This is a genomic window from Streptomyces bathyalis (genome assembly GCF_015910445.1).
GTDB classification, from domain to species: Bacteria; Actinomycetota; Actinomycetes; order Streptomycetales; family Streptomycetaceae; genus Streptomyces; species Streptomyces bathyalis.
Genome location: NZ_CP048882.1, coordinates 6,563,399 through 6,580,719 on the forward strand (window position 1 = coordinate 6,563,399; position 17,321 = coordinate 6,580,719).

A 17,321-nucleotide genomic window follows, 5' to 3' on the forward strand; every position below is an offset into this window, starting at 1 on the left:
GTCCGTCCGAAGGCGCACGCCCGCCCCTTGTCACACGCGGGCCTGCCCGGGCGGGTGCGGCGGCTGCGGGAGCCCCGGTGCCCCCGGAGGCAGGGAGCGTCGCTCCACCTCGCGGATCCTGGCGTCGAGGGCGGCGGCCGGATCGCCGGAGAAGCGGTGCAGCGCGACCGCGGCGGTCAGGATGACGTCGCACAGCTCGGTGGCCACGTCCTCGGAGGTGTGCGTGCGTCCCTTGCGCGGGTTCTGGCCCGTCGTGCCGATGTACGCCTGCATCACCTCGCCGGACTCCTCGGCGAGCTTCATCAGCCGCATCGCGGTCTCCTGCTCGCCTTCGCCGTTGGCGGAGTCGAGCCACTCCACGAGCCGCCGGATCGTCGCCCACTGATCAGGCGTCATCGGTCGCTCCTTCCGTGCGCAGTGCCCCGTGCCGCCCGGAGATGTGCGGCGTCGCCCCCGGCAGCGTACGGGTGCGGCGCGGGGCCCCTGCCCCAAGCCGCACCCGTCGAGCCGGCGGTCACTGTCTGCCCGCGTCCTCCAGCGCCTGCACATCGAGCTTCCTCATCCCGAACATGGCCTTCATGACCCGCGCCGACGTGGCCGGATCGGGATCTCTCAGCAGCTCGGTCAGAACCCGCGGAACGATCTGCCAGGACAGGCCGTACTTGTCCTTGAGCCAGCCGCACGGGCCCTCCTCACCTCCCTCGCCGAGCTTCTCCCAGTACATGTCGACCTCGGCCTGGTCGGCGCAGTCCACGTAGAGCGACATGGCCTCGTTGAAGGTGAACTCGGGGCCGCCGTTGAGCGCGGTGAAGCGCTGGCCTGCGAGCTCGAAGGCGATCGTCATGACGGTCCCCGGCTCGCCCGGCCCCGCCTCCCCGTACCGCTGGACGTCGATCACCCGGGAGTCGGGGAAGACCGAGGTGTAGTGGTCCACGGCCTCTTCGGCCTTGTCGTCGAACCAGAGGAAAGTGGTGATCTTCTGCATGGCTGTTCCGTCCTCCTCGGCCACAGTGGGCGCGATTGCCGTTGCATGGACCGACCGTCCGCGGAATCCGGAGTCATCGCATCGGAGCCGGTCACGTTCTGACGGTGTGTGATGGGTAGGCACGTCGGTGTCTGAGGGCAGCGCCCAGCGCGCCGAGCGGAGCCGGTTCAGCCCCACACGTCGGGGCCGCCTCCGCGCCATTCGATGAGGTTCGGGTCGTCGAGCTGGATCTCGTCCTCGCTCAGACCCGCGTGACGCAGGAACTCGGTGACGTCCTCCTGGCGGAAGGCGACACCCAGCTGTTCTGCGTGCGCGGTGACCCGGCGGCCGCCTGCGGCGGCGGGCGGATGAACGACGATCGGCGGCGTCATACGGTCTTCTCCAGCCAGTCGAAGACGACTTCGCAGTATCGCTGCGGAGCCATCGGGGAGCAGTGCAGTTGTGCGCCGTCCGCCCGGGACATCTTGACGTAGTCCTTGGGGGAGCGCAGCAGGTCGTACATCCGGCGCGGCTGCCCGGGGACGAACTGCTCGTCGTCGAAGTCGACGACGAGCGAGGGGGCGGTGATGCGCGGCACGACCTCGGTGACGTCCATACCTGCGAGCGTGCGGGCCGGGGTCCAGAAGTCGGTGAACGTCTTCCCTATGCGTGCGGCGCGCATCACGGCCGCGTCGCAGGGCTCGAAGCGCTTGGAGAGGGCGAAGCGTTCGCTCGCGGTCAGGTCCGGGACGATGTCGTCGTTCCAGGTCTTGTTGGTGCCGGCCTTGGTGGACGTGAGGACCGCACGGGTCGCGGCGGGCAGCGACAGCCAGGGGGAGAGGACACCCGGGCCCGCGACGAGGGCGGCGAGGCGCCGCTCGAAGGCCGCGGCCCGCGCGGCGAGCACGCCTCCCAGGCCGACCCCGACGAGCGCGATGCGCCGCGGGTCGACGTCCCTGCGCAGCATCAGACGGTCGACGAGCGGCGCGACCACCCGCTCCCAGCGCGTGGTGAGGGGCACCTGTCCCACGAAGAGCATCTGCCCCTGGCCGGGACCGTTGTAGATCAGGGCGTTCCAGCCGCGCTCCAGCGCGGCCGCCACGCCGTACGTCCACATCGTCGCGTCCTGGGTGTCGAAGCCATTGGTGAGGATCACGGTGGGACGACGCCGCTGCGAGGTGTCCGGACGGAAGAACCAGATCGGCATCCGGTCCTTGCCGTGGAGCACGCCGCCGAACTCCGCGGCGGGCGTGCACAGTCGGGCGAAGGTGTCCCACTGGCGGCGGCACGCCCGGTAGACGCTCTCCTCGTCCTCCGGCTTGTCGCCACCCAGGACGTGGAAGAGGGCCTGCTCGTAGTACGTGGCGGAGCGCAGCGCCCGGAAGCGCCGGGTCTGCTTGCGCCCCGCGCGGCCGGCCTCGGTGGCCTGGGCCTCCAGCCGTTCGCCCCAGGAACGGAACGTGGCGCTGTAGGTCTGGTAGCCGACCCCGGCGCTGTTGACGGCGTTGACGGCCGTGAGGACCTCGCCGGGCTCCGCGGCCGACCGCTGCGCGGCGCCGAGCGCGGAGAGCGCCCTGTAGTTGAACGAGGAATCCGCGAAGAGCTGCATCGCACCCGGTGCCGGGCCGTCGGCCCGCGGCCCGGTGCGGCCGGGGGACGCGGGCGGGGACGGTGCGGCGACGGCCTTTCCGGAGCAACCCGATGTCGCCGAAGCAGCCAGCACGCCGGCCCCCGCCGCGAGGCCGGTGACCGCCTTGCGTCTGGGCAGCAGGCCGGGCTCCGGCGTTCGCAGGGGATCAGTCATCTGCGGCTCCGATCCGTGGACTGGGCGCGGCCCTTCCGGCCCTCCACGACGAACGGTAGGAACGCCCGACCCGGCCGGGCCGCGCCACTCGCCGCCTTCGACCGAATGCACCGCAGGTGCGCACCACCGGCCCCGCCCTTGCCCTGTTGACCAGCAGCGCGGGGCCCGACAAGACTGCCCGGCATGATGATCACAGGACGTTCGACCCGGCACAGAATCCGAAGAGCGGTGTCACAGGCGGCCGCGCGAGCCACTCGCCCCGACGGGAACGGCCGCGGCGCGCTCGTCGCCTTCGGCGCGCTGGCCGCCGCGGACCTGGCCGCCGTCGCCGGGGACCGCACGCGGGGGCTGAGCCGTGCGGCCAAGCCGCTGCTGATGCCCGCCCTCGCCTCGTACGTCCTGCGCCGCCGCCCCGACGCGAGCACACCCGCGCCCGCCCCCCTCGTCACCGGTCTCGCCTTCGCCGCCGCCGGGGACACCGCGCTCCTCTTCGACGAGCGCGAGCCGGCCTTCCTCCTGGGCATGGCGGCCTTCCTCGGCACCCAGGTCAGCTACACCACGGGCTACGCACGCATGGGCGCCCTGCGTTCGATGCGGAGCAGGCCCTGGCGGACAGCGGGTTGCCTCGCGGGCTGGGCCGCCGTGAACGCCGTGCTCGCGCCCTCGCTGGAGAAGCATCTGCGGCTTCCCGTCGCGGGCTACAGCCTCGCTCTGACGCTGATGGGCGTCGCCGGGCTCGGAGTCAGTGGCCGGGTGGGCGCCGGCGCTGCGGCCTTCGTCGGATCGGACCTGCTGATCGGGCTGCAGGCCGCAGGCCGGAAGGTGCCTTCGCAGGAACTGCTGATCATGGCCGGCTACATCCTCGGGCAGTACCTCATCACCACCGGCTGGCTCGACCACCTGGACTCGGACGAGGCGCCCGGACAGACCGCACTGCCCGCATGAGTGCCGGTCCAACCGATTCCGTATGTGCTTGCCCCTTCAACGGCCGAGTGGCCTCCTGATATTTTCAACTCGACGGCATCGAGGTGAAGTTCACAAGGTCAACAAGGAACGCGCCGTCCAACTGAGGTGTATCCGCACATAGTTCTCACCCAGTGGGGAGGTCCGGCGTGAGCAGCCCGCTGCCGAGCGGTCAGAGTGCGCCGACGGTGCTCCGTATCGTCCTGGGGCGGCGGCTGCGCGAACTGCGCGAGGAACGCAGGCTCGGCCTGTCCGACGCGGCACGCGCGCTGGACGTCAATCAGCTGACGGTGCGCCGCCTGGAGAGCGGCCAGGTGGGCTTCAAATTGCCGTACGTCAGAACGCTGCTGGACCTGTACGAGGTCTCCTCGGCAGAGGCGGACGAGTTCGCGGTCATGACCGAGCAGGCCAACCGCCCCGGATGGTGGCACTCCTTCCGTGAGGCCCTGCCGGACTGGTTCCGCGCCTACGTCAGCCTGGAGACCTCCGCGCAGGTGCTGCGTGTGTACGAACCGCACTACGTCACCGGGCTGTTGCAGACCCGCGACTACGCGCGCGCTGTCATACGTGCCGGCTTCCCCGACGCGCCGGAGGAGGCCCTCGAACAGCGCGTCGACCTCAGGCTGCGGCGGCAGGCCCTTCTCGATTCCCCGGACGTCCCGGCACTGTGGGTCGTGATGGAGGAGATGGCGCTGCGCCGGCTGGTCGGCGGCCCCGTGGTGATGCGGGCTCAGATCGGAAGGCTCCTGGAGGCCCTGGACCACCCCCGGATCACCCTGCGGATCCTGCCGCTCGCCGCCGGAGCGCACTCCGGCGCCGGCAGCCACTTCACGTACTTCCGCTTCCAGGAACGCGAGTTGCAGGACATCGTCTACACGGAGGTGGGACTGACGAGCGCGCTCTACTACGACCAGCGGCGGGATGTCGTGCCGCACCTGGAGACGCACACCCGCATCTCCCAGCTGGCCGCGAAGTACATCCCCGACCCCCGCACCTACCTGACCGGCCTCCGCGAGGAGTACAGCAGGTGACTCCCCGCCTCAACTCCCATACACGCAAGGCCCGATGACCACTGGCCCAATGTCCGCTGGGGCCGCATGGAGATCGACACCAGCAAGCCACTCGGCCCCGGGCGTACGACTACCACCCCGTCACCTGGGTTTGCGCGCGACGCCACCGCAGGCCGGTGCTGCCCGTTCGCCGGACTCGGGCTGAGCGTGCGTCGACGGTCGATCCCGCCGGCGACATCGGACCGGGCCTGGGAGGGGGCGATCACCCGGGCCTTTCCGTGACCGGCTTCAACCGCTCGTAGTAGGCCGTCTCGAGATGGTTCCGCATGGCCGCCTCGGCGGCCTCGGGGTCCCCTGCCAGGACGGCGTCGGTGATCAACCGGTGTTCCTCCAGCGTCCGTTGCCCTATCCCGCGGTCGTAGTAGAGCCGGAAAATGTGCAGATGGCAGTGCGTGCGCTCGAACGCCAGCCGCACTTGTGCGCTCCCGGCGAGCTCCGCGACGAGCACGTGGAAGCGGGTGTCGTGTGCCGTCAACGCCTTGTATGCGTCGTACGTCGCCTCGCTGGGGGCGTCGCACGCGGCCATCTCGGTCCTCAGCCTTTCGCGGCCCCGCTCGTCCGCGTTCTCGGCCGCGCGTGCCGCCGCCCACGGCTCGATGAGCAGCCGGAACCGGTAGAGATCCGCGAGCTGTTCCCGGTCGAGGAGGGGAGTGGTCCGGTAGCCGCGCAGCGGTTCCTTCACCACGAGTTCCGCCGTCTCCAGGCGGGCGAGTGCCTCGCGCACCGGAGTCGGGGAGACGCCGAGCTGGCGGGCCAGGCCGTCGATGGAAACCCGTGCACCCGGAGCGATGGCGTGATCCATGATCAGGCCCTTGATCGCTTCATGGACGTCGTCCGTGAGCATCTGACGGCGCGGCAGCGGTGCCGCAGAGGCAGCTCCGGGCGCCGTTCTCGCAGGTGGCCGATCCATCGTGTCCCCCTGGACTTCCTGAGGCGGGTCCTGCCGTGGCGGAAACGAGAGCGGTCCACTCCCTTGACGCCGCACTGACCCGCTCGAATAATCGTCCGGACTTCCGAACGTATCCTATAGGATATACGAGCCGATCGTCTGGACTGATATGGCCACAGAAGAAATCGGTCGCAACGCGGACTCAGCACTGCGCCTCCCGGAACCGCCGACGGAGCTGCGACGGGGACGCTTCAGCGTCGCCACGGTCCTCAAGTTCTTCGGCCCGGGCGCGATCATCGCCTCGCTCACCATCGGAACCGGCGAATCCATCCTCGCCTCACGCGAGGGTGCGGTCTTCGGCTACACCGTCATATGGGCGGTGCTCATCGGGGCGGTCGCCAAGGGCGCGCTCGTCTACGCCTCCAACCGGCACATCACGCTCACCGGCGAACACCCCATGATGCGCTTCGCCAAGGTGCTGCCCGGGCCGCGCGGCTGGTTCCCGGTGCTGCTCGCGCTGATCTGTCTGGCGTCGTTCCCGGGTTGGGCGAGCGGTGTCGCGGTCGCCCTCGGCGATTTCCTCGCATCCCAGGGGGCGGGCAACGCCACCGCCTACGCCGTCGGGATTCTGGTCTTCGCGGCCGTCCTGTCGTGGGTCGGGGGGTACGCACTCCTGGAACGGGTGCAGATCGTCATCGCGGGCCTGATGGTCGTTCTCGTCCTCGTCGCTGTCTTCGTCGCACAGCCCGAGTGGCTCGGCGTGCTGCGCGGTCTGATACCCGGCAGCTTCGACTACGAGCCCTTCGTCGCGCAGAAGTACCCCGACATCGCCACCACTTCGGTGTGGGTCGAACTCGTGGTCTTCATGGGCGGTCTCGGCGGCGGCATGTACGACTACATCGGCTACACAGGCATGCTCCGCGAGAAGAAGTGGGGGATGCTCGGCCACGAGGAGGTCGACGCGATCGGCCGGAGGCTTGCCGTCATGAAGGCGCGCGATCCGATCCCGCTGGCAACCGGTCCCGACGACGTGGCGAAGGCTCGTGCGTGGAGCCGCGCTCCGCTCTTCGACATGATCGCGGCATTCCTCGCCCTGGCGATCATCGCCGCGGCGTTCATGATCAACGGCGCTGCGATACTCGGGGAGAAGCAACTGGTGCCCGAGGGCAACGACGTGCTGACATACCAGTCGCAGTTCCTCGCCTCGATCGCCCAGACATTCGAGTACTTCTACATCGTCGCCATCGTGATGGTCCTCTTCGGCACGGTCTACGCCCTGTGGGAGGCGTACTCGTGGACGACGTACGAGAGCCTGTCGGCCGTCTCGGAGAAGGTGCGCCTCAGGGGTCAGCGCGGCATCAGGCCGTTCGTCTACGCCTGGACCGGAATCGGCGCCCTGCTGATGATCGCCACCGGGGCGAGCTTCCTCGCGCTGATCACGCCCGCGTCGATCGTGGGCGGTGTCTTCGCATGCGGCATCTACGGTGCGGGACTGCTCTACGTCGACAAGATCAACCTGCCGAAGGAATACCGGATGAGCCCGCTGGTGCGAACGCTGGTCGCCCTCGGCTCGGCGTTCCTCACGGTGTGCGGCGTCGTCGCGATGCTCTCGTACGCGGAGGTGATCTGATGAACCGCCCGCTGAAATGGCGCTACGTGGTCATCGGCCTCGGGTTCCTCGGACTCGCGGGGGTCAGAGCGACACAGGACGCAGCGGTATGGGCCGCGGTGTTCGCGGTGGCGGCGGCCGTGAACTTCTGGCTGGGCGTGCACGAAGGGGCGAGGTCCGGCTCCGCGGGTGTCTCTTCCAGTCAGGCAGGTCCGCCGACGGTGCGTGACCCCGACAGGGCCGAGGTGGAGCGTTCGCTGGCGGGGTACCGCACATCGGCTCGGCAGTGGCAGATCCTCGGCGCCGTCGGTGTCGTCGTCGGCGGCGGACTGCTGATGGTCGAGCCCGCGCTCGCCCTGTTCGCCGGCGCCGCCGCGCTCTTCTCGCTCCATCGGGCCCACCGTGCGGGACGTGCGGCCTCGACGCTGCTGACGGCCGGCCTCGCACAGCGCTGATCCCGCGCGCAGCGGGGCGGTACTGCGGTTCCCGGGTCTTCGAGGCCCGGGAACCCGAAGGCTCTGGCCCTCCATGCCCGTTCACACATCCGGCGGCGCCCAGGTGACTGCCGCGGGCTGCCGGCGGGACGCACGGGGTAGTCCAAGGGCGGTACTGCCTCCGGCGGGAAGGACCGCGGATGCGCATCGTGATCGTCGGCGCGGGAATCATCGGCGCAGCCATCGCTGCCCGGCTGGGTGAGGGAGCCGCGCACATCTGCCTCGTGGACGCCGGCCCGCCCGGCAGCGGAACCTCGAAGTCGTCGATGGCGTGGATCAACGCCCACAACAAGAAGCCCCGCTCCTACTTCGACTTCGCCCGGGCCGGCATGCGCGCGCACGCCGCTTTCGCGGAGCGGTCCGGAGGCTCGTGGTACCGGCCGGCACGCACCCTCCAGTGGGCGGAGGACGATGCGGGAGGCCGGGACCTCCGGGAGACCGTCGACCGGCTCGCGGAGTGGGGCTGCCCGGCGGAGTGGATCAGCGCATCGGCGGCGGCAGGGGAGGAGCCCTCGCTGAGGCTCCCCGCACACGTCGGGAGCGTGGCCTGCTTCCCGGACGAGGCGCTCGTCGACACCGAGCCGCTCGTCGCTGCGCTGATCGACAGTGCCGAGGCGTCGGGAGTCCGCGTGCTCACCGGTCCGCACGCGCGGGTCGTGGAGCTCACCACCGCGGGCACGCGGATCAGCGGCGTCGCGCTGGCGGGCGGAGACCACCTGCCCGCAGACGTGGTGATCTGCTGCGCGGGTTGGCACACGCCACGGGTCGCGGCCACGGCCGGAGCCCGCGTCGTGCTGGTCCCCGGCGACGCGCCGGGCTCGGAGGCACCCACGCTGCTCGCCCACGTCCAACAGGGCCCGCACGACCGGCCGTTGGACCGGCTGATCCTGGCACCCGGCCTGCATGCCCGCCCGCTGCCGGGGCGGCGGCTCTACCTGGAAGCGCTCGACCTCAACGACCTGGTTGACGCCCACACTCCGCAGCACCGGATCGGCGAACTCTCCCGCGAACTCCTCGACCGTGCCCGGGACATCCTTCCCGGAGCCGCCGGTGGCGCCGTCCTCACCGAGGGGCGCGTGTGCATCCGTCCCCTTCCTCCGGACGACCACCCTGTCGTCGGCTGGCACGACGAAGTCGACGGTCTCTACACGGCGGTCACGCACAGCGGCATCACCCTCAGCCTCCATCTGGCCGGACTGATCGCAGAAGAGGTACTGCACGGCCGGCGGGCCGAGGCGCTCGCCGGGTACCGACCGGGCCGCTTCGCCTGAGCCCGGGTCCCGGGCCGGGGTCTTCAACTCCCGGCCCGATGTCGTCTCCTGGACGCGGACGAGCCCCCGTCCCTGCCGTACGGGCTCAGCCGCCGGGCCGCAGGAACCCACGCGCATACGCCTTGGCGAGCCGCTGCGGCACGAGACGGGTGGAACCGTCGACGGTGACCGGTACGAGCTGCGGCGTGGAGGCCTTCCACTGGGCGCGCCGGTGGCGGGTGTTGCTGCGGGACATCTTCCGCTTGGGGACAGCCATGGTGTCCTCCTCAGGTTGGTGAGCGGGCTGTACGAAAGCTGGGCGCATTGACGGTGGGGGGCGGACGGCCCGCCGCCGGTCCGGCCTGACGCGCGGTCGGCGTGCGGACGGGCAGCGGGCCGCCCTGCTCAAGTCCGTGGTCACCAGGAGGACTTGGTCACTCCCGGCAGGTATCCCTGGTGCGCGAGCTGGCGCATGCGCACGCGTGACAGCCCGAACGTCCGCAAGTGCCCACGGGGGCGCCCGTCGACAGCGTCGCGGTTGCGCACGCGTGTGGCACTGGCATCGCGGGGCTGACGCCGCAACTCACGCAGCGCGGCTGCCTTTTCCGTCTCCGTCGACGAGGGGCGGCGAAGGACGTCCTTCAACTCGGCCCGTCGGGCTGCGTAGCGCGCCACCACGGCCTTCCGTTCCTCGTTCTTGGTGATCTTGCTCTTCTTCGCCGTCAGACCTTCCCTCCGCGGGCTCGGATTCTGGCAACGGCTGCCTCGATGCCGACTGCGTCGACCGTCCTGATCCCCTTCGCGCTGAGGGTGAGCCGCACATGACGGCCTTCACTCGGCAACCAGTAGCGCCTGCGCTGGATGTTGGGGTCGAAGCGCCGGCGGGAGCGGCGGTGCGAGTGGGAGACGGTGTTGCCGAAGCCGGGCTCGGCACCGGTCAGTTGGCAGCGGGCGGACACGAGTGACCTGCCTCTCGAAGATCGGGGATCGTTTTGTTAATGGGAACCATTTTCATATAGTAGCAGTCATGGCTCGCAACGACTTCCGCCCGATCGTCAAGCTCCGGTCCACGGCCGGCACCGGCTACACCTACGTGACCCGCAAGAACCGCCGGAACGACCCGGATCGCCTGACCCTGCGCAAGTACGACCCGGTCGCCCGCCGCCACGTCGACTTCCGCGAGACCCGCTGACCCTCAACGCAAAGGACACCGCCATGCAGCCGGGCATACACCCCGCCTACGGTCCCTTCGTCTTCCGGGACAAGGCCGCGGGATTCGCCTTCCTCACCCGTTCGACCGCGACGAGCGACACGACGATCGACTGGGAGGACGGCAGCAGCTACCCCGTCATCGATGTCGAGATCTCCTCCAGGAGCCACCCCTTTTACACCGGCACAGCCCGCGTCCTGGACACAGCCGGGCGGGTGGAGCGCTTCGAGCGCCGCTACGGCCGTCGTGAGGCCCGCTGATGGAGGGCAGGCCGAAGCTTCCCGCCGTCATCGTGTGCGGGCTGAACTCCGAGGCTCGGACCGAGGTCGTACAGCGCCTGCTGCGGGCCGTGCCCGGCAGCGTCGCACTGCACCACGATCATTCGACGGCCTCGGAGGGAACGGTGCGGCGGACCGTACGGAGCGCCTCCGGTGAACTGAGCGCCGGAGACGCACCGTTGGTGAACGACTGTGCCTGCTGCGCCCTGCGTGAGGACCTGATCCCCGAGCTGGAGAGGCTTGCCGCGGACGGGCTGACCCGGCTCGCCGTCGTGGAACTGTGGGATTCGGTGGAGCCCAGGGCGATGGCCGAAGTCGTGGCCGCACACGGCGAAGACGTAGTCCTCACCGGTGTGTTCACGGCCGTCGACCCGGCGCTGCTCCTGCCCTGCCTCGGCAACGGCGACGACCTGGCCGACGCGGGACTCGCGGCGGCTCCCAGCGACCAGAGGACCGTCGCCGACACCTTCGCGCGCCAGTTGGAGTACGCCTCCGTGCTCGCTCTCGTCGACAGTCAGGACGCGGACGAGGAGGACGCCGCGCTGCTGAATCAACTGCACCCAACGGCACACCACGTGCACGCGGCATCCGGCGAGCTGGCCACCGCAGCCTTTGCCGGATTCGACGTACGGGCTGCCGCCGCGGCCCAGGATCCCGGCTGTGCTCTGCTCCCGCAGGAGGCGGACGAATGCGGAGTGAGCACCTACGTCTGGCACCGCGACCGCCCCTTCCACCCGGAACGTCTCTACCAGGCGCTGGAGGACCTGACGTGCGCCGCTGCCCGCAGTCGGGGACGCTTCTGGCTCGCCGACCGCCCCGACACCCTGCTGGCATGGGACGCCGCCGGTGGCGCACTCGGCGTCGAGAGCGCAGGCCCATGGCTGGCCGCGCTCCCGGACGCCGCCTGGGAGATGGTGATGCCGGAGCGCAGAGCCGCCGCAGCGGTCGACTGGCATCCCGAGCACGGCGACCGCTGCCAGCACCTGGTCTTCACATCACCGGCCCTCGACCGGGACGGACTCGAGGAAGTGCTGGAGTCCTGCCTGCTGACCGACGCCGAATACGCCGAAGGCCCCGATGCGTGGCGGCAGTTGTCGTCCGCCTTCGCTCCGCTTCTCGATCACGCGACCTGACCCCACCGTGGCCACCCGGCCCCCGACCGTACCCATGGAGATCCCGTGCCCCGTCACCACGCCTCCCGCAAGCCCCTCAAGTCCCGCCGCAACCCCCTGGACCAGGCCGGCATCACCTACATCGACTACAAAGACACCGACCTTCTGCGGAAGTTCATCTCCGACAGGGGCAAGATCCGCAGCCGTCGCGTCACGCGGGTGTCCGCCCAGCAACAGCGGCAACTGGCACGGGCGATCAAGAACGCGCGCGAGATGGCCCTGTTGCCCTACGGCACCCGCTGAACGCACCTCCGCCGCCGGACGGACCGGCAGTCCTCTGAGCGATCGCGTTCTCCCGCCGTCAACTCCCCCCCCGTACGCGGGAGGACGCGATCGCCAGCGCGACCAGGCCGGAAGCCGCTGCCCTCGCGCCTCCAACTGCCCTTCCGCGCCACGGGGTTAGCCTCAATTGTGATCAGACTTGCTTGGGTGACAGCTCTCGCGGTCACGTCCCTCGCAGCGACCGCGTCGGCGGTGCTCGTCTCTGGTGCAGCGGAGACACTCGGCGCTCGGCACGGGCTACTTCGGGTGCCGGACCGCGAACGGCGGCTTCGATCCGGCTCAGTTCGCGGAGAAGGCCGCCCTCGATCAGGTCAGGTGCGTCTCGTTGAAACTCTCGCAGTGAGCCAAGCCCGGCATCGGCGGAGTGCTGCCGGGGGAGAAGGTCAACGCCGAGATCGCCCACGTGCGGGGCGTGCCCGCCGGCGAGACGGTCGTCTCCCCGCCCTACCACCAGGTGTTCTCGACGCCGCGTGAGCTGGTCCTCTTCGTCGCGCGCATGCGGGAGTCGGCCGGCGGGAAGCCGACCGGTCTCAAGCTGTGCGTCGGCTCCCGGCGCGAGGTGCTTGCCGTGTGCAAGGCCATGCTGGCGGAGGACGTCACGCCCGACTTCATCGTCATCGACGGCTCGGAAGGGGGCACGGGGGCCGCACCGCTGGAGTTCGCGGACCACCTCGGTCACCCGCTGACCGAAGGTCTGCTGACGGTGCACAACGCTCTGGTCGGCACCGGGCTGAGGGAGCGCGTACGTCTCGGCGCGAGCGGCAAGATCGCCACCGGCTCCGACATCGTCAAGCGGATGATCCAGGGCGCCGACTACACCAACTCCGCCCGGGCCATGATGTTCGCCGTGGGGTGCATACAGGCGCAGCGCTGCCACCAACACCTGCCCCACCGGCGTCACCACCCACGACCCGCGCCGTGCGAAGGCTCTCGACGTCGGCGACAAGGCGCCGCGTGTGCATCGTTTCCAGCGGGCCACCGTGGAGAGCGCGATGAAGATCATGGCCGCGATGGGGGTCGACGGCCCGGAAGGGCTGCGGCCGCACATGCTGCGGCACCGGCTCAACCCCGCCACATCCGCACCAATGAAGAGTTCTACGAACGGCTGGTTCCGGGAGAGCTGCTGGAGAGCCCTCCGCGGGAGTGGGCGGCCGACTGGAAGTCCGCCGACCCCGACCACTTCACCCCTTGAGGCTCCTCGAACGACGGGCGAATCACACCCGGCGCCGCGCCCCTGCGCACGGGGGACCGAGGGCGCACCCATGATGGTGAGGGCGCGACAACACCCTGTGCCCGGCCCATGAAAACGGGCCCCGGCCAGTGATGACGCCACTGGCCGGGGCCCGTTCCGCCGATGTCTCACGGCGATTCTGTGTCGGGAGGGGGACTTGAACCCCCACGCCCTGTAAAGGGCACTAGCACCTCAAGCTAGCGCGTCTGCCATTCCGCCACCCCGACAAGGTGTGCCGCCCGCCATAGGCGTGCGGCCAGAGGCAACTTTAACACTGGATCCGGAGGCTCCGATCACCGCGCCTCCTGCTCCCCGCCCTTGGGGAGGGGCACCGTAAGCGGGAGTATGGGGGCGGACCCCGCGGCGATACGAGGAGGCAGCGTGAACCAGTCGACCCCTGCACCGGCCGGTGGCGGAACGAGCGCCGAGAGTGAGGTCGTCGACCTCTGCCGTGACCTCATCAGGATCGACACCAGCAATTACGGCGGCAACGAGGGCCCCGGGGAGCGGGCGGCCGCCGAGTACGTCGCGGAGAAGCTCGCGGAGGTGGGTCTGGAACCGGAGATCTTCGAGTCCCGGCCCGGACGCGCCTCCACGGTGGCCCGTATCGCCGGTGAGGACTCCTCCCGGCCCGCTCTGCTCATCCATGGACACACGGACGTCGTGCCCGCCAACGCGGAGGACTGGACGCACGACCCCTTCTCCGGGGAGATCGCCGACGGCTGCGTGTGGGGGCGCGGCGCCGTCGATATGAAGGACATGGACGCCATGACCCTCGCCGTCGTGCGGGAGCGGCTGCGCAGCGGTCGCAGGCCCCCGCGCGACGTAGTGCTCGCCTTCCTCGCGGACGAGGAGGCCGGCGGCATCTACGGGGCACGGCACCTCGTCGACAATCACCGCGACCTGTTCGACGGCGTGACCGAGGCGATCGGCGAGGTCGGCGGCTTCTCCTTCACCGTGAACGAGAACCTGCGCCTCTACCTGGTGGAGACGGCCCAGAAGGGCATGCACTGGATGCGGCTCACGGTCGACGGCACCGCCGGGCACGGCTCGATGACGAACAACGACAACGCCATCACCGAACTGTGCGAAGCCGTGGGCCGGTTGGGACGGCACAAGTTCCCCGTGCGCGTGACCAAGACCGTGCGTTCCTTCCTGGACGAACTCTCCGACGCCCTCGGCACCGAACTCGACCCCGAGGACATGGAGGAGACGCTCGCCAAGCTCGGCGGCATCGCGAAGATCATCGGTGCCACCCTGCAGAACACCGCGGCACCCACCCAGCTCGGCGCGGGCTACAAGGTCAACGTCATCCCGGGACAGGCCACCGCCCACGTCGACGGCCGCTTCCTGCCCGGACACGAGGAGGAGTTCCTCGCCGACCTGGATGCGGTCCTCGGGCCGCGCGTGCAGCGCGAGGACGTCCACTCCGACAAGGCGCTGGAGACCAGCTTCGACGGTGCGCTGGTGGACGCGATGCAGGCGTCCCTGAAGGCCGAGGACCCCGCTGCGAGGGCGGTCCCGTACATGCTCTCCGGCGGCACGGACGCCAAGTCCTTCGACGACCTGGGAATCCGCTGCTTCGGCTTCGCACCGCTGAAGCTGCCGCCGGAGCTCGACTTCGCGGGGATGTTCCACGGCGTCGACGAGCGGGTGCCGGTGGAGGGACTGAAGTTCGGTGTGCGCGTGCTCGACCGTTTCCTCGACCAGTGCTGAACCGACCGTTGCTGGTCCGATGCTGAGCTGAACCATCGCCATGGGCGGGGGAGACCGCAGCCTTCGGGAGCTGCGTACTCTCTCCCGCCCGCCCCTGCCGCAATTGAATTCGGCCTCCTGTGCGGGCGCGCCCGGAAAGGGTGAATGCCCGCGTCGGCTCGTACCCCGATTCCCCCATCTTCGTTACAGGTGGTGCGGTTCGAGGTTTGAACTGCATGCCAACGAGGAGGAATTCATGATCAAGAAGGTTGCCGCTGTCGCGGCTGCCGCAGGCGGTCTGGTGCTCGCGGGTGCGGGCATCGCCGCCGCCGACCAGGGCTTGCAGGGGGCCGCCGGGAACTCGCCCGGTCTGGTCTCCGGGAACAACATCCAGCTCCCGGTCGATGTCTCCGCGAACGCCTGCGGCAACACGGTCTCCGTGATCGGGTACATGAACCCGGCCGACGGCACCACCTGCACCGACTGAGGTCATCCCTCAACAGCATGAGGAAGTGAAGCCCGGACGGCGAGGCGCGTCGTATGCGCAGCCTGCGTCCCGTCCGGCCTTTCCGGGGGGCGGATGCGAGAGATCAACGAATCCACTCCCCCTTTGTGTGCCCTTGTAACACCCACTGGCAGAAAGCAAGGCAGGGGAATCAGAACCATGCGACAGGTCACAAGAAAAGGCCTGATCACCGTGGCCGCGGCGGGCGGCGTGCTCGCCACGTTCTCGGGAGGTACGGCGTTCGCGGACTCGGCGGTTCAAGGAAACGCCGGGAACTCGCCCGGAGCGGTTTCGGGCAACAACGTCCAGGCGCCCGTCAACGTGCCGGTCAACGTGTGCGGCAACACCGTGAGCGTCATCGGGGCGCTCAACCCGGCGTCGGGCACCAGCTGCGGCGACAGCGGGTCGACACGGGTCAGCGGCAGCAGCGGGCGTTCGCAGGGCATCGGCTCCGGGAACAACATCCAGGCCCCGGTCGACGTCCCGGTCAACGTGTGCGGCAACGGCATCAGCGCGATCAGTGCGCTCAGCTACGCATCGGCTGACTGCGGTGGCGCCTCCGACACGACGCCGCCCGGCGACGACGAGCCGGAGAACCCGGGCGACCCCGGGCCGGACAACCCGGGCGACGATGGCCCTGGCAACCCGGGCGATGACGGTCCCGGCAACCCCGGTGACGGCTCCGGGGGCTCTGACGGCGTCGATCAGACCTCAGACGTGCGGACCCAGTCCGAGCCGGGCGAGCTGGCGCACACCGGCGCCGGCGAGATGGTCGGCATCGGCCTGCCGGTCAGCGCGGGTCTGCTGGTCGGCGGTTTCGTCCTCTACCGTCGTGCCGCGCGGCTTGCGCGGCGCTGAGTAGAGACAGCCTGAAAGGCGGCGGAGCGGGCACCACACGGGTGGGGCCCGTTCCGCCGCCCAGTCCCGTTGCCTCCCCCGGTCAGGAGGCTCACCAGGTCGCGTGCAGCTGGCGGATGATCCGGCGGCGCAGCCGCACTCTGCGGCTGCCGTCTGGATAAAGCCGTGTGCGGGCCAACTCCCAGTGCCCGTACTCGGCATGGTCGGTCAGAAGTCGGGTCGCGGCCTTGCGGGACACCCCGCGAGGTACGTACACATCGCGAAATTCGTATTCCGGCATCTCATCTATTGTGCGGGCAGAGGACCGATCCGGATAGCGTCTGCACTATGTCTGATGCTGAGCAGCCCACCGCTGCCGACGTACGCGCCGCCGCCGAAGCGGTGAAAGACGCGCTGGACCGGCACCTCGAAGCGGTCGAGCGAAGGGCGGAGGGCGCCGGGAAAGACGCCGGGAACGGCGCCGCCGACAGCGCCGTCTACGCCGCGTTCGACGAACTGGCCGCGGCGGGCGAGGCCTACGACGAGCTGCTCTACGAAACCTACGACGAGGTCACTCCATTCGAGATCCCCGGCGGCGATTCGATGCCCGCCTACACGGGTCCGGAGATCCCCAGCGCGCTGACAGTGCTGATCCGGCGCGACTACACCGTCCTGGAACCGCAGCGGCTGCTCGCCCAGGCCCAGCGCGTCACCGACCTCGACCCGGACTCGGCGGACGAGGACAGCCCCGCGGCAGCATCGGCGGGCAGCAGCGTGCCCGCCGCGCTCGGCGTCCTCTTCGGGGAGTACGAGGCCGACGAGATCGCCACCCGGCACAAGGAGTTCGGCCTCGAGGAGGGCGACTCGACGCTGTGGGTGGCGGCAGCCGAGGAACCGGCTGAACCGGGGGAGTGGCTGACCGCGCCGTTCGAGCAGGCCGACCCCGAACGGGTGATCTGCCGCTTCGACGTCAGCGCCGTCTTCGACGAGGCCGACATCGAGCTGGACGACGAAGAGTGACCGCAGGGGCGGCGCCGCGGTGAAGAGGCCCCGCAAGGGTTGCCGCCA

22 protein-coding genes, 1 tRNA gene and 1 pseudogene are annotated in these 17,321 nt (G+C 69.9%); 14 read left to right on the forward strand and 10 right to left on the reverse strand.

Features of this window, described 5'->3' with window-relative positions; translation table 11 throughout:
- Positions 1 to 30 precede the first annotated feature (30 nt).
- The 4 genes from G4Z16_RS28515 to G4Z16_RS28530 form a co-directional block, all read right to left on the reverse strand.
- Complete coding sequence (locus G4Z16_RS28515) at positions 31 to 396, reverse strand: MazG-like family protein (protein WP_197353470.1); 366 nt, start codon at positions 394 to 396, stop codon at positions 31 to 33.
- Positions 397 to 514: 118 nt separating this feature from the next.
- Positions 515 to 985, reverse strand: a complete 471-nt coding sequence (locus G4Z16_RS28520) for a VOC family protein (RefSeq protein ID WP_028436487.1) — start codon at positions 983 to 985, stop codon at positions 515 to 517.
- Positions 986 to 1,152: 167 nt separating this feature from the next.
- Positions 1,153 to 1,356: a hypothetical protein gene (locus G4Z16_RS28525; RefSeq protein ID WP_197353471.1), complete on the reverse strand. Its 204-nt coding sequence runs from the start codon at positions 1,354 to 1,356 to the stop codon at positions 1,153 to 1,155.
- Positions 1,353 to 2,768, reverse strand: coding sequence for an alpha/beta hydrolase family protein (locus G4Z16_RS28530; protein WP_197353472.1), 1,416 nt, complete (start codon positions 2,766 to 2,768; stop codon positions 1,353 to 1,355). Before G4Z16_RS28530 ends, G4Z16_RS28525 begins: the two co-directional genes overlap by 4 nt.
- A 228-nt stretch (positions 2,769 to 2,996) precedes the next feature.
- Here G4Z16_RS28530 and G4Z16_RS28535 point away from each other — a divergent pair, with 228 nt between their 5' ends.
- Positions 2,997 to 3,713, forward strand: coding sequence for a lysoplasmalogenase (locus G4Z16_RS28535; RefSeq protein WP_246531116.1), 717 nt, complete (start codon positions 2,997 to 2,999; stop codon positions 3,711 to 3,713).
- Positions 3,714 to 3,880: 167 nt separating this feature from the next.
- On the forward strand, positions 3,881 to 4,762 hold the full coding sequence (locus tag G4Z16_RS28540; RefSeq protein ID WP_197353473.1) for a DUF5753 domain-containing protein: 882 nt from the start codon (positions 3,881 to 3,883) through the stop codon (positions 4,760 to 4,762).
- A 241-nt stretch (positions 4,763 to 5,003) separates the two neighbouring features.
- On the opposite strand, the gene G4Z16_RS28545 is transcribed toward G4Z16_RS28540, so the two are convergent.
- Positions 5,004 to 5,711 (reverse strand): GntR family transcriptional regulator, encoded by a 708-nt coding sequence (locus G4Z16_RS28545; protein ID WP_281393735.1) that lies wholly within the window; start codon positions 5,709 to 5,711, stop codon positions 5,004 to 5,006.
- A gap of 148 nt (positions 5,712 to 5,859) precedes the next feature.
- Here G4Z16_RS28545 and G4Z16_RS28550 point away from each other — a divergent pair, with 148 nt between their 5' ends.
- The 3 genes from G4Z16_RS28550 (at position 5,860) to G4Z16_RS28560 (ending at position 9,064) form a co-directional block, all read left to right on the forward strand.
- The gene (locus tag G4Z16_RS28550; RefSeq protein WP_197353474.1) at positions 5,860 to 7,320 is read left to right on the forward strand and encodes an Nramp family divalent metal transporter; all 1,461 of its coding nucleotides are present in this window, start codon (positions 5,860 to 5,862) and stop codon (positions 7,318 to 7,320) included.
- Entirely contained in the window at positions 7,320 to 7,754 is a 435-nt protein-coding gene (locus tag G4Z16_RS28555) for a hypothetical protein (RefSeq protein ID WP_197353475.1), read from the forward strand. Before G4Z16_RS28550 ends, G4Z16_RS28555 begins: the two co-directional genes overlap by 1 nt.
- Before the next feature lie 179 nt (positions 7,755 to 7,933).
- Positions 7,934 to 9,064, forward strand: coding sequence for an NAD(P)/FAD-dependent oxidoreductase (locus tag G4Z16_RS28560; RefSeq protein WP_246531117.1), 1,131 nt, complete (start codon positions 7,934 to 7,936; stop codon positions 9,062 to 9,064).
- A gap of 85 nt (positions 9,065 to 9,149) precedes the next feature.
- On the opposite strand, the gene rpmF is transcribed toward G4Z16_RS28560, so the two are convergent.
- The 3 genes from rpmF to rpmB form a co-directional block, all read right to left on the reverse strand.
- Positions 9,150 to 9,320 (reverse strand): 50S ribosomal protein L32, encoded by a 171-nt coding sequence (gene rpmF, locus G4Z16_RS28565; protein ID WP_197353476.1) that lies wholly within the window; start codon positions 9,318 to 9,320, stop codon positions 9,150 to 9,152.
- A 140-nt stretch (positions 9,321 to 9,460) separates the two neighbouring features.
- Positions 9,461 to 9,769 carry a 30S ribosomal protein S14 gene (rpsN, locus tag G4Z16_RS28570; RefSeq protein ID WP_197354988.1) on the reverse strand — a complete coding sequence of 103 codons (309 nt, stop codon included), beginning with the start codon at positions 9,767 to 9,769 and terminating at the stop codon, positions 9,461 to 9,463.
- Positions 9,766 to 10,002 (reverse strand): 50S ribosomal protein L28, encoded by a 237-nt coding sequence (rpmB, locus tag G4Z16_RS28575; RefSeq protein WP_197353477.1) that lies wholly within the window; start codon positions 10,000 to 10,002, stop codon positions 9,766 to 9,768. The genes rpsN and rpmB overlap by 4 nt, the downstream gene beginning before the upstream one ends.
- A gap of 68 nt (positions 10,003 to 10,070) precedes the next feature.
- On the opposite strand from rpmB, the gene rpmG reads away from it, so the two are divergent.
- The 5 genes and pseudogenes from rpmG to G4Z16_RS28600 all read left to right on the forward strand — a co-directional run.
- The gene (gene rpmG / locus G4Z16_RS28580; protein WP_197353478.1) at positions 10,071 to 10,235 is read left to right on the forward strand and encodes a 50S ribosomal protein L33; all 165 of its coding nucleotides are present in this window, start codon (positions 10,071 to 10,073) and stop codon (positions 10,233 to 10,235) included.
- Between the two features lie 23 nt (positions 10,236 to 10,258).
- Positions 10,259 to 10,513: a type B 50S ribosomal protein L31 gene (locus G4Z16_RS28585; protein WP_197353479.1), complete on the forward strand. Its 255-nt coding sequence runs from the start codon at positions 10,259 to 10,261 to the stop codon at positions 10,511 to 10,513.
- Positions 10,513 to 11,664: a CobW family GTP-binding protein gene (locus G4Z16_RS28590; RefSeq protein WP_197353480.1), complete on the forward strand. Its 1,152-nt coding sequence runs from the start codon at positions 10,513 to 10,515 to the stop codon at positions 11,662 to 11,664. Before G4Z16_RS28585 ends, G4Z16_RS28590 begins: the two co-directional genes overlap by 1 nt.
- Positions 11,665 to 11,709: 45 nt before the next feature.
- Entirely contained in the window at positions 11,710 to 11,946 is a 237-nt protein-coding gene (rpsR, locus tag G4Z16_RS28595) for a 30S ribosomal protein S18 (protein ID WP_197353481.1), read from the forward strand.
- Between the two features lie 265 nt (positions 11,947 to 12,211).
- Positions 12,212 to 13,177: pseudogene (locus G4Z16_RS28600) on the forward strand (glutamate synthase-related protein); the annotation flags it as partial.
- Between the two features lie 181 nt (positions 13,178 to 13,358).
- Here the strand turns inward: G4Z16_RS28600 and G4Z16_RS28605 are convergent.
- Positions 13,359 to 13,443 (reverse strand) — tRNA-Leu (locus tag G4Z16_RS28605).
- 154 nt (positions 13,444 to 13,597) lie between these two features.
- On the opposite strand from G4Z16_RS28605, the gene G4Z16_RS28610 reads away from it, so the two are divergent.
- From G4Z16_RS28610 to G4Z16_RS28620, 3 genes are all read left to right on the forward strand, one after another.
- Entirely contained in the window at positions 13,598 to 14,932 is a 1,335-nt protein-coding gene (locus tag G4Z16_RS28610; RefSeq protein WP_197353482.1) for a M20/M25/M40 family metallo-hydrolase, read from the forward strand.
- Positions 14,933 to 15,167: 235 nt separating this feature from the next.
- Positions 15,168 to 15,398: a chaplin gene (locus G4Z16_RS28615; RefSeq protein WP_197353483.1), complete on the forward strand. Its 231-nt coding sequence runs from the start codon at positions 15,168 to 15,170 to the stop codon at positions 15,396 to 15,398.
- Positions 15,399 to 15,575: 177 nt separating this feature from the next.
- A complete protein-coding gene (locus G4Z16_RS28620) occupies positions 15,576 to 16,274 on the forward strand; it encodes a chaplin (protein ID WP_197353484.1) in 699 nt (232 codons plus the stop codon).
- Positions 16,275 to 16,365: 91 nt separating this feature from the next.
- Here the strand turns inward: G4Z16_RS28620 and G4Z16_RS28625 are convergent, their stop codons facing one another.
- Positions 16,366 to 16,554 (reverse strand): DUF5703 family protein, encoded by a 189-nt coding sequence (locus tag G4Z16_RS28625; RefSeq protein ID WP_037976561.1) that lies wholly within the window; start codon positions 16,552 to 16,554, stop codon positions 16,366 to 16,368.
- A 47-nt stretch (positions 16,555 to 16,601) separates the two neighbouring features.
- On the opposite strand from G4Z16_RS28625, the gene G4Z16_RS28630 reads away from it, so the two are divergent.
- Entirely contained in the window at positions 16,602 to 17,273 is a 672-nt protein-coding gene (locus G4Z16_RS28630; protein WP_197353485.1) for a hypothetical protein, read from the forward strand.
- Positions 17,274 to 17,321: the final 48 nt, after the last annotated feature.